This window comes from Rhizobium sp. CF080 (assembly GCF_000282095.2).
Taxonomy (GTDB): domain Bacteria; phylum Pseudomonadota; class Alphaproteobacteria; order Rhizobiales; family Rhizobiaceae; genus Neorhizobium.
The window spans coordinates 203195-213297 of the sequence record NZ_AKKC02000005.1 but is presented as its reverse complement, the minus strand read 5'-3'; the positions used below and the strand labels follow the sequence as shown (position 1 = coordinate 213297).

The following is a 10103-nucleotide window of genomic DNA, read 5'->3' as shown; positions in this document are numbered from 1 at the left end:
CGTTCATCGTCGGGCCATTGCCAGACAGTAATGCACGTGCCCATTGTTATCACTCCTTCTTGGCGTTGGACGCTCTTGCTCCGAACGCCCTTTTGGTCGACAAGGCGTCAGCCGTACCGTTAGTTGTCGCCTCAGGCACTGCAGATATCCCGACTATCCTCTGCCACTTGACTCGCTGCGGAGCTGGCCAGCGACATTTCGGCTGGCCAGGAGTGATGTCGCGCTCGGCTTGCAAGCCAGCGATGCGATCTGCACAGACGCCCGATAGGCGTCGAACATTCGTTCAATCCGTCCATAGGCCGGCGCGTTGAGCAAGTGCCGTTCATTGAGCCAATCATCATTGTAGATCGTGTCGAGATACTTCTCCCCTGCATCGCAGATGAGGACGACAATGGTGCTGCCCGGCTCCGGCAAAGGCAAACGTCTCAGCGCGACGTAAATCGCCATTCCGGTTGTCCCCCCGGCCATGAAGCAGGATTTCTGCGAAAGCCGGGCAGACGTCATTCCGCCCGGCTTCGGGGATCGGCCTTAGATCACCTGGCCTACATCGATACGATTCCCGTCCGGGTCCTCGAATACAAATGCCCGCAAGCCGTAGTCCTTGTCCTGAAGGCTCTTGATAATTCTTACCCCATGTCGCTGGCAAATAGCGTGCAGAGCATCAATGTCATCTACCATCAGGTGGGCAACATTGAAATCCGGAGCTTTGTGGGCAGGCTGCAACGTCAGGTGTAATTCAGCCTGATCGCGTTTCAGGATCATGAAACCGACCGGATTGCCGTTTTCGAAAATTTTCTGGAAGCCGAGAATCTTGGTATAAAAATCATGGGACTTGCCCATATCCCTGACGGGGAGCGTGGCAGCAATTCGCCCAAAACGGACAGCGTGACCGGTGATATCGTTCATCGCAGAGCCTCTGATTGCAAAGTCGCGATCCCATCTCCAGACGGTGCTGGTCGATTTGGTGCGCTTTGTTGTTTGAATCAGCAGGACGGTGCCTACAGAGCCTGTTTACATTACGTCGCTCCCTGGCGGAATAGGGAATCTGTTACTGCCGATTTCTGCACGAGACGATATGCTGACTTTTGCAAAGTCAACATTCAGGAGTTTTTGAGACAATTGCGCTTGCGGGACGCGACAAGGAAAGCACCGGAAGCGAGAAGCCCGGCAGGTCTTGTCGCCAGCGGCATGATCTTGGCGCATCGTCGGAGACAGACGCTGTTCGAAACCCCCGAACAGTTCACAGACGCGGCTATATCCATAGCCATCGGTGTTTGAAGCGGTATTCCCTCCAGAGGATCAGCAGAGTGACGCCAAGCCTCTTCGGCCCAATGGAAAGTTCGGCCCAGATCGGTTCAGTCCGTCTTCGGGTGCCTTGCTTGTCCCCATTATGGGCGAAAAGCCTGATCTCCAGCGCATCGTCGGTCACGTGCCCGACAACGGCCAGCTCAGCTCGATCTCGGCCGCTCGCCTCAGATTATCCTGCACGGTATTGCGTACTAATCCTAAACGACATGCTTACAGGAAGCGAGAACAACTTGCCCGCGTATATCTGGGTGATGCTACGACGCGGTGTCACTCTGGAGATCTGTGCAGTCGCCTCGCTTGCAGTCTTGGTATCCGTCGTTCTCCTGATTCTCGGGCTAAGGTTAAGCAGGGACCAGGACGGCAGCTGGCATTGTGAGTGGGGTGCCATCAAGCCATGACGGGAAAAGTTCCATAACACGGGTACGCACTGAATTCCGTCCTATCAAGCACTTAGCCCATTTGAGCAAGGCGTTGACGGTTCTGATCCCTTCAAGGCGATGGGACACACTCTCTGGAGCCGTCTGCGTGTATATCCCATTGACATATCCAATTCCGAAAGGTACTTTGCGGGATATGCCAGACGTATATTCCGTAGGAGGATTTGATGGAGCAGGGTGCGGTATTTCAAAGCAATCGTAGCCAAGCCATTCGGTTGCCAAAGGCAGTTGCACTGCCTGATGATGTTAAGCGTGTCGATATCGTAGCGGTTGGACGCACTCGGATCATAGCGCCTGCTGGTGAAGTCTGGGATAGCTGGTTCGAAGGAGCCGAGGTGACATCCGACTTTATGGGTGAACGTGATCAGCCGGCCTCGCAAGAGCGTGAATCGTTCTAATGCTTAAATACATGCTTGATACCAACATCTGTATTTTCACCATCAAGAACAAGCCGCAGCAGGTGCGAGATGCGTTCAATCGCCATCACGGTCAGCTGTGCATAAGCTCAGTTAGCTTGATGGAATTGATCTATGGGGCAGAAAAGTCGGCAAACCCGGAACGTAATCTGGTTGTTGTGGAAGGCTTCGCCGCACGCCTTGAGGTTTTGTCATATGATGAGCTTGCAGCCAGCCATACTGGTCAATTACGTGCAGAACTTGCCCAAAATGGAACGCCTATCGGGCCGTATGACCAACTGATAGCAGGGCACGCACGCTCTCGCGGACTGATCACCGTGACAAATAACAGGCGCGAGTTTGACCGCGTACCCGGTCTGCGTGTTGAGGATTGGACAGCCTAAGTTGGTATTATGTCGCTGTGCACCCAAATAAGCGCGCGAGCTGATGCGTCACGAATATCAGGGAAGATTAGCGGGTTTCCGGTTCACATCTCTTCAAGAGCCTCGGTGTCCTCCTCAATGAATGCCATGGTCTTTCATTCGTCGAAATTCGAAGGCTCCAAATATTACGAGTCTTGATGGGTTTAATCCTCAAGCAACCTCTTCCGTGGTGACCGAACGGGGATTGACGCGCCGCAAATGGGAGCCCAGGTTTCTGAGATGTCGTTCGATGCTCTCCTTGCTTGTGGCGACTGAGTATACGTAGTGATCTGGCCGGACGATCGCCGCGCTTGTTTTTCGCTCGCCGAACCAGTGGTCGAGAATACCGTCATCTTCGACGAAAGGTATGACGTCGATATGCGCCGAGGCAATGCTGGACCCGAGGTGAAGCATTGTCATTCCGAGCTGGCGCGCCTCATCGACAGTGGAAGGTGGAAGCGTGCCAAAACGCCCGCCATCGATGATCAGCCGCCACCCGCCGCCGCAGACGTCGTCGAGTAGGCCGCTTTTCCCGCGAAACGTCACGATTGGCTGCGGAAACAGTTCTCCAGCACCGGAGCCAGTCGTGGGGTCGATGAGGCCATGACGGATTGGCGGAATGATCGACTGGCGAAAGAGTGTCCTTGGCAATCCATCGCTTTCCGCCAGGATGCGCTCGTCGCGGCGGATCGCGGCTTCTGGATCGCGTTCACACAGAACCGCACCGATCTCCTTGATCTTCAGGATCAACTCGCGGACGTGCTCGCGGCGCTCATTACCATAAGTGTCGAGAAGCTCCGGTGGGGCGCCGTCTTTCAGGACAGCCTTCAGCTTCCAGCAGAGATTGGCTACATCGCGCATACCCTGACACATGCCCTGACCGAGGATCGGTGGCTGCTGGTGGGCGGCGTCGCCGGCGAGGAAGAAGCGACCTTGGCGCCAGTGCGGGGCGACCAGGGCGTGAAACCGATAGGCGGCCGACCGCCAGATCGTGGCATCGTCCGGCGTGATCCACCGATCCAGGAATTTCCACACCCATTCGGGCTTCTCGACATCGCGCGGGTTTTCGTCCTCGCGCAACATGATCTCCCAGCGGCGATGGTTTCCTGGGCCGACGATATAGGCGACGGGACGCTTTGGGTTGCAGAAATGCGACGAGTTAATAGGAACGCGATCGAGCTTGTCCGGATTGACCAGAACGTCGACCACCACCCACGGCTCATCGAAATTCAGGTCTTCCAATGTCAAGCCGAGCCGCTCCCGCGTCCCGCTGGAGGCGCCGTCGCAAGCGATGACATACTGTGCTGAGACGGCCCACTCTGTCCCGTCTGCCTCCCGCAATGAAACAACGGCCTTGTCCGAGACATTCGAAACAGCAGTGACTTCCGTTCCGAGCGCGACCGATACTGTCGGCCATTGCACCGCATGGGACCGCAGGGCTTTTTCAACCGGGGGTTGGGTGAACACCATGGTCGGCGTATAGCCGAGCGGATAGGGTTCGCCGACCATGCCGACACGGCGCAGAAGCTGTCCTGATGCTCCGAAATGCTCCGAAAGGTCGAAGGGTGCGACGTGCCCTTCAATGTCCTCGCGGAGGCCGATATTGTCGAACAGCCGCATGATTTCATGGTCGAGAGCAATCGCGCGCGGCTTGTCGTAGACCTCGGTGGTGCGATCGACGCAGAGCGTTGTGATGCCGGCCTTGCCAAGGAGGTTGGCAGCCATTGCTCCGGATGGGCCGAAGCCAATGATGATAACCTGATAGTCGTTCATTCTAATCTCTTTAGTTTTAGCTGTTAAGATCGATGGGAAAGGCGCCTTTCGTGCCCGCAGGCACTTCCGGAACGTTGATTGTCAGCAAGAGCGTTGGGCTTGCGCTATCATTGGAATTGCTATGAATCAGTCCGGCGGGAAAGGCGACGATATCGCCTCCGCTCATCCTGCCGCTGTCGAAACCAAGACGCACCGAGAGCTCTCCCTGCAGGACGTAGTAGAATTGATCGAACGGGTGCACATGCAATCCCATCCCACTTTCGGGATGTACGAGGGAAACGAAAGCCTTGATGCTTTCGGACCCCATCTTGCGGTCGATAAGTGGCTGCGTATCAAAAGCCCGGCCTTCGGCAGCATGAGCGGTATGAACTGAGAATGCATTTTCATCGACGCGTCCCTTTAGCGCGGATAATGCCATGGCGTTACCGGTTGAGGACGCACGCGAGACCGGTACGTGGATGTCGAGTAGCCAGGCCGGGCTGTCTGTTCCCATCAGAACGATTGCGCGTGACCTCGGTACAAATAGGAAGTCGTTCGCTTCGAGCCGGGCGACGTCACCACCCTCCTTGAGCGAGACCGCCCCTGTGAGCACGTAGACCAACCTTTCCTCGCTAGAAGAGTGCAGATCAACGGGCGAAGCCGCAGGGGAGAGAAGAACGTGGTCGATGCGGCACGTTCCGATCGCGCTCAGTGAGCCGAAGATGGCAGTCCGGCACTCCGAGGAGTGTTCCGCGTCAGTGTCCAGTTTCAATTTTTGAACATACCGCATCGCCAAGTACTCCCTGCTAGATATGTGTGGCGGCAATTCCGCTGACGTTTGTCACCTGTTTGCGGTTGAGAGCGCCGACAGTCAGGACGGCCAGCGTCAGGATGATCGCCGGAGCGATCGGCAGCATCAGGATGTCATGGGCCGCCCATCCGCCGGACACCATCAGCCAGCCGATGAACGACGGCGAAAACGAGGATCCCAGTCGGCCAACCCCGCTTGCCCACCCAAGGCCAGTCGAACGGCTTGCCGTCGGATATGCGTTCGTGGTTAGGGCGTTGATGACGCCGAGGCCCCCCATGATCGTCCAGCCAGTCACGAAGGAGCTGAACAGCAGAAGCGTCTGCATATCGCGCGATGAGGCCAGAGCGACCATTCCCGGAATGATGACCAGAAAGTTTATCGCCGAGACCCTGTAGACGCCCCACCTTGCCGCCATCGGCCCGAGGGCGATGGAACCGACCATGCCGCCGAGGTTGAACACGGTTGACGCATAGGTCGCCACCGCCGGAGAGAAACCGAATTCGCGCGCCAAAGTTGGAAGCCACTGGAACAGCAGATACATCGTCGACAGAATTAGGAAGTAGCTTACCCACAGGACGATGGTGGTGAGTGCCATACCGCCTGCGAACAGTTCGCGGAACCTGCCGGCGGCCGGCCGCTCGCTGACCATCCAACGGGCGTTCTGCGGTACGTCAGCCGAGGGCGACATCCGCTTGAGAAGACGATAGACATCCGGATGGCTCGGGTTGCGGGCAATCAAGAAGCGGATCGATTCCGGCAGAAGAACAATCGCGACGACCAGCGCGATGATCGTCATACCGCCCGCGACCATAAATAGCGACCTCCAGCCGAATGCCGGTTCGATGAACGTGGCTAGAATGCCGCCGAGCATCGCGCCTGCGGCAATTCCGCCGCTGACCACGAGGACGCCGGTCTGTCTATGCTTGTTGGGTGAATATTCCGACACAAGGGCACAGATATTCGGCAGCAGCCCGCCAATGCCGATGCCTGCCAGAAAGCGAAACAGGATCAGCATGTTCAAGCCGTGCACATAATGGATAGCGAGAGTGAAGACGCCGAATAAGGCAGTACAGGCAAGCGTTGCGGGTCGTCGTCCCCACTTGTCGCCGGCCGGTCCAAGGACCATCGCGCCAACGGTCAAGCCTACGAGCGTTGCCGTGAAAACGGATGCGAGGTCGGTTCTGGGAATTTGCAATTCGGCGGACAATGCCGGGGCGACGAGGCCTAGGGTCACGTTGTCGATACCGTCGAGCATCGCCAGGAGAACTGCCAGTGCAAACACGGCGATGCGGTATCCTCCCACAGGCATTTCGCCGAGCACCTTCTCGACATCCACTCTTGTCTGGGTATTCATGGCCAATCCCTCCTCCACAGATGGTGCCCTGGTTTAATTAGGCATTTTCGTTGCGCAGGGCAGACGGCCGCTCCGTCACACGCGGGTTGATGCGATAGGCGTCCTTCGCGAAGGCATAGAGATCCTGAAGGCGCTTCCAGCGGGCGGTATGTGGTGGTGTCACGCCCCAGTGATCCAGCCGGCCGGGGGGCCAGGCCCAATATTCCGGGCCATGGTACTCATAACTGTCGTCGATCTGGTCAACGTCGGAAGTATATTCCAAAGGCCATTCCTCCGGCCCTGCGAAGTAGGCGAAGGTGTTGTGCGCACATCCGTGTCGGCCAGGGCCCCATTCGATCGGATAGCCTGCATCGATCATTCGACCGGCCCCGCGCATCACCGCATCGAGATCCTTCATTTCGAAGGAGAGGTGGTTGAGGGTGCGCCACGGCGCCCCGCACACCACGATCGAACTGTGGTCCGGGCTGTCGCAGTTGAGGAATATTTGCCGTCCCGCCCTATCACTGACGCGAAAGCCGAGGGCATCGACGAGAAAGGAGACAAGGTTTTCCGGTTGCGGGTCATTGAAGTTGATATGGGCAATCTTGATTGGATGATCGCTCGAGCCGAGAGAAGGCTTGTGACGAATATCGTCTGTGACCACCGCGAACGCCCGACCTTCGGGATCCTCAAAACCGAAGCCGTATCCGCCGCCGATGCGATCCAGAAGGCCAGGATTTTCGACCGCAACGCCCATGGCTGCGACACGGCCGTGCAATGCATCGACCACATCGCGATTTGCTGCATCCATCACCGTCCGACGAACGGCGCCGGGTCCCTTCGCGGGATGGATTGCCAGGATATGATGTGCATCGCACGTGGCGCGGAGATAGATGCTTCCATGGTCGCGCGCGACGACTTGGAGCTTCCAGACGTCGACATAGAACCGAGCCGCTCGCTCGGGATCTGCCATCTCTATCTCGACACTCTGGACGCTTTTTACCGAAATTCTCACGACGTTCTCTCCCACGGCATCACTTCGAGAAATCGTCGTCCTGATAAGCGACGATGTTGAGGTAGTCTTCACGGGCCGGACCGAAGATATCGACATTGATGGCCACGCCATCCTCGGGAGACGGCGGATCGACATAGTGGACATAGTGCGGCGGGATGCGGACGACCGTTCCCGGTTTGCAGTCGAAAGTCTGTTCCTCGACATGCAACGTGACCCGACCCTGGATCACCATGAAAATTTGGTCGAACGGATGGCTGTGCGGCGACCCCTTGCAGCCGGGCTGCAGGTAGTTGTAGGTCACCATCACACCATCGCTGCGGAAGCCGCGCTGTATGATGCCGGGCTTGAGTTCACGTTCAGGAACTTCGTCCCAATTGTAGGCTTTGATCGGCTTCTTCATGGCAATCTCCACTGCATCAGGTCTCGCATGCCGACGCGACGTCGGCATGAAGTTTCAGAAAATTGGCGATCACGGCGGGCTCGCGGGCTGCAAATCCGCTTCGTGCGGCTAAAGCGAATTCCGGGAAGCTTTTGCGGGCAAGCGCGATACGGCGCATCGCGCCGTCCACCCCGTCGGACAGGTGGATCAGCCCGAGGCAGAGCCGGGCTTCGGGTCGGACAGTGAGGCGCCGTAGGGGCACGAAGAAACTCTCGTCGGTTACCACAAGAGGAACTGGGATGTGCAGGAGGTCGATGCGCCTGGCACACCGTTTCTGCATGCGGTTTGACAGCTCGACCATCTCTGCAAAATGCTTCGGCAGGATTTTGAAGCCCGCGCCGTCCCGGCAATTCATATGTAACGCGATCGGAATGGATTCCGGCACAGCGCCAATTATGGTCGTGACCTGTTCTAAAAGAGTGCCCGCAAGCGCACTGTCTCCAGTATCGCCTTCCGCGGCTTCGGCAAGGTCGGCAAAAGGCAGCTTTATCTGGACTGCCAGATCGGTAGAAATCGAGGGGAGATCGGCTACGACCCGCTTTACCTCGTCCACCAGCCATTCGGCGCAAGCCGCGTCCGCGTCCGGTTCCACCCGATCTTCAGGTTTGGCGAAACGCGATATTTCAAACGGAGCCGGGATGCTCAGAGAGGCGCGGATGCCTGCCGGCAGCGCGACTGCCTCCTTTAACGCCTCGAGGGCATCGAGCGAGCCGCGGGCCCGGTGCGAAAGCCGCGCTGCTCCGTCGGCTCCGGCCAGCCATGCCCTGATATCTTCGCCGTCCACGATGCGGCTGTCGGGATAGTAGAGAAGCCGGGGACCCAGCTCTGCGTGGCACAGCTCGTAGATCTCACGCCCGCTGTGGAGCGGAAAATCGCCGACAAGATGGACACCGGTAGCTAGGGGTAACCTGTTGAGTGCCATGGTTCCTCCCGGGCTCTTCAGATTTTCCGGGATAGTGCGGGAGGACAGATATTATGTAAAATACGAATTTATGGGATTTATATAGCTTTAGACTATGGAAAGCATCACCCCTGATCACTTGAGATCCGCGCCAATAAGCCTAGCGATCTCGATGAAACGTTTTGCAACTGGACTTGGGTTGCGGGACTCCAGGCGATGGATCCCGAACACGCGCGGTGTCATGTGTTCAGCCAGCGGAACAGTCACGAGAGATCCTTCGGCAAGCTCCGTTCTGACAATCTGATCGGACAGAATGGTGACGCCATCGGTCTGCTTGACGATTTCTTTCAGAACGCCAAACGGTGCCGCCTCGATGAGATTTTGCGGGACGGGAAGGCCGGTGACCGTGAAGCCGGAATCGATCAGCGTGCGAATAATGCTTCCGCGCGGCGGCAATACCCACAGTGCGTCTTGCAGATCCCGCAGCGACAAAGTCTTTTCTAAAGCGAAAGGGTGGCCTCTTCGAACGACTGCGGAGGTTTGTGCCGAAAATAGCGGTTCGCTGGCGATGAGGCCAATGCCGTTCGTTTCGAGGAGTTCGGCCCGCATCGAAGAGATCGCCACGTCGATCTCGTTGTTAAGAAGGCCCTTGATCAGGTCCTCATCATACGCCTCAACGACGTCGCAGCGGATCGGCACGAAATCCGGGACCAGCTTCGACAGGATCTCGGGGATGATGCTCGCCGTCGCGAGAGGCGTTCCGCCAACAACCATCGGACCGCTGAAGCCGAGCGAGGAAAGGCGGACCTCCGCCAGGGCATTTTCCAGCGCATTGTCCAGACCTTCGGCATGTCGAACCAGTATCTGCCCCGCCTTGGTCAACGAGGCGCCGTGCCGTCCCCGATCCATCAGCTTCTGTCCGACAACATCCTCCATGCGCGAAATGCTGACGGAAAGGGAGGGTTGAGCGATATTCAGGACCTTTGCGGCGGCCAGTAGCGACCCGGTCTCCGCAACGACCTGGAGATATTTCAAGTGCCTTGGGTTAAGGCCGGTCATAGTTGGGCGTCCTGATGGAATTCACCTTTGATGAATACACAGTTGAGGATTGAAAATCGCACGATTTTTCAATCTCCTGAATCACCGGCAGAATTCAAGCGACTTAAGAACCGACTTCACAGGGGGAGCCTCGAGTAGGGTAGATAGAGCGACCAAATTGTATCTGGCTATCTCACCTAACGCGATCGAGCGTGAGTTCAAATCCCATCCAGAGCAACACACGATTTGAGT

At 57.3% G+C, this 10103-nt stretch carries 11 protein-coding genes; 2 read left to right on the top strand and 9 right to left on the bottom strand.

Annotated elements, in window-relative coordinates; all coding sequences use genetic code 11:
• Window positions 1-153: 153 nt before the first annotated feature.
• A complete protein-coding gene (locus tag PMI07_RS16650) occupies window positions 154-447 on the bottom strand; it encodes a hypothetical protein (RefSeq protein WP_024163865.1) in 294 nt (97 codons plus the stop codon).
• An 81-nt stretch (window positions 448-528) separates the two neighbouring features.
• Window positions 529-906: a VOC family protein gene (locus PMI07_RS16645; protein WP_007773131.1), complete on the bottom strand. Its 378-nt coding sequence runs from the start codon at window positions 904-906 to the stop codon at window positions 529-531.
• A gap of 1006 nt (window positions 907-1912) precedes the next feature.
• On the opposite strand from PMI07_RS16645, the gene vapB reads away from it, so the two are divergent.
• Both vapB and vapC read left to right on the top strand, forming a co-directional pair.
• On the top strand, window positions 1913-2143 hold the full coding sequence (gene vapB, locus PMI07_RS16640) for a type II toxin-antitoxin system VapB family antitoxin (RefSeq protein WP_007773132.1): 231 nt from the start codon (window positions 1913-1915) through the stop codon (window positions 2141-2143).
• On the top strand, window positions 2143-2544 hold the full coding sequence (vapC, locus tag PMI07_RS16635) for a tRNA(fMet)-specific endonuclease VapC (RefSeq protein WP_007773134.1): 402 nt from the start codon (window positions 2143-2145) through the stop codon (window positions 2542-2544). Before vapB ends, vapC begins: the two co-directional genes overlap by 1 nt.
• A 189-nt stretch (window positions 2545-2733) precedes the next feature.
• Here the strand turns inward: vapC and PMI07_RS16630 are convergent, their stop codons facing one another.
• From PMI07_RS16630 to PMI07_RS16600, 7 genes are all read right to left on the bottom strand, one after another.
• On the bottom strand, window positions 2734-4335 hold the full coding sequence (locus PMI07_RS16630) for a bifunctional 3-(3-hydroxy-phenyl)propionate/3-hydroxycinnamic acid hydroxylase (RefSeq protein ID WP_007773135.1): 1602 nt from the start codon (window positions 4333-4335) through the stop codon (window positions 2734-2736).
• A gap of 16 nt (window positions 4336-4351) precedes the next feature.
• Window positions 4352-5104 (bottom strand): cupin domain-containing protein, encoded by a 753-nt coding sequence (locus PMI07_RS16625; protein WP_007773137.1) that lies wholly within the window; start codon window positions 5102-5104, stop codon window positions 4352-4354.
• A gap of 16 nt (window positions 5105-5120) precedes the next feature.
• Window positions 5121-6479, bottom strand: coding sequence for an MFS transporter (locus PMI07_RS16620; protein ID WP_007773139.1), 1359 nt, complete (start codon window positions 6477-6479; stop codon window positions 5121-5123).
• Between the two features lie 37 nt (window positions 6480-6516).
• Window positions 6517-7473, bottom strand: a complete 957-nt coding sequence (locus PMI07_RS16615) for a VOC family protein (RefSeq protein ID WP_007773140.1) — start codon at window positions 7471-7473, stop codon at window positions 6517-6519.
• A gap of 19 nt (window positions 7474-7492) precedes the next feature.
• Window positions 7493-7873 (bottom strand): cupin domain-containing protein, encoded by a 381-nt coding sequence (locus PMI07_RS16610; RefSeq protein WP_007773141.1) that lies wholly within the window; start codon window positions 7871-7873, stop codon window positions 7493-7495.
• A gap of 16 nt (window positions 7874-7889) precedes the next feature.
• On the bottom strand, window positions 7890-8834 hold the full coding sequence (locus PMI07_RS16605; protein ID WP_007773142.1) for a hypothetical protein: 945 nt from the start codon (window positions 8832-8834) through the stop codon (window positions 7890-7892).
• Between the two features lie 114 nt (window positions 8835-8948).
• Window positions 8949-9872 (bottom strand): LysR family transcriptional regulator, encoded by a 924-nt coding sequence (locus PMI07_RS16600; protein ID WP_007773143.1) that lies wholly within the window; start codon window positions 9870-9872, stop codon window positions 8949-8951.
• Window positions 9873-10103: the final 231 nt, after the last annotated feature.

What these genes read in the sequence shown, in the direction of transcription:
- PMI07_RS16600 (WP_007773143.1), bottom strand. Translation starts at nt 9,872, where the DNA reads ATGACCGGCCTTAACCCAAGGCACTTGAAATATCTCCAGGTCGTTGCG.
- PMI07_RS16610 (WP_007773141.1), bottom strand. Translation starts at nt 7,873, where the DNA reads ATGAAGAAGCCGATCAAAGCCTACAATTGGGACGAAGTTCCTGAACGT.
- PMI07_RS16605 (WP_007773142.1), bottom strand. Translation starts at nt 8,834, where the DNA reads ATGGCACTCAACAGGTTACCCCTAGCTACCGGTGTCCATCTTGTCGGC.
- vapB (WP_007773132.1), top strand. Translation starts at nt 1,913, where the DNA reads ATGGAGCAGGGTGCGGTATTTCAAAGCAATCGTAGCCAAGCCATTCGG.
- PMI07_RS16620 (WP_007773139.1), bottom strand. Translation starts at nt 6,479, where the DNA reads ATGAATACCCAGACAAGAGTGGATGTCGAGAAGGTGCTCGGCGAAATG.
- PMI07_RS16625 (WP_007773137.1), bottom strand. Translation starts at nt 5,104, where the DNA reads ATGCGGTATGTTCAAAAATTGAAACTGGACACTGACGCGGAACACTCC.
- PMI07_RS16645 (WP_007773131.1), bottom strand. Translation starts at nt 906, where the DNA reads ATGAACGATATCACCGGTCACGCTGTCCGTTTTGGGCGAATTGCTGCC.
- PMI07_RS16650 (WP_024163865.1), bottom strand. Translation starts at nt 447, where the DNA reads ATGGCGATTTACGTCGCGCTGAGACGTTTGCCTTTGCCGGAGCCGGGC.
- PMI07_RS16630 (WP_007773135.1), bottom strand. Translation starts at nt 4,335, where the DNA reads ATGAACGACTATCAGGTTATCATCATTGGCTTCGGCCCATCCGGAGCA.
- vapC (WP_007773134.1), top strand. Translation starts at nt 2,143, where the DNA reads ATGCTTAAATACATGCTTGATACCAACATCTGTATTTTCACCATCAAG.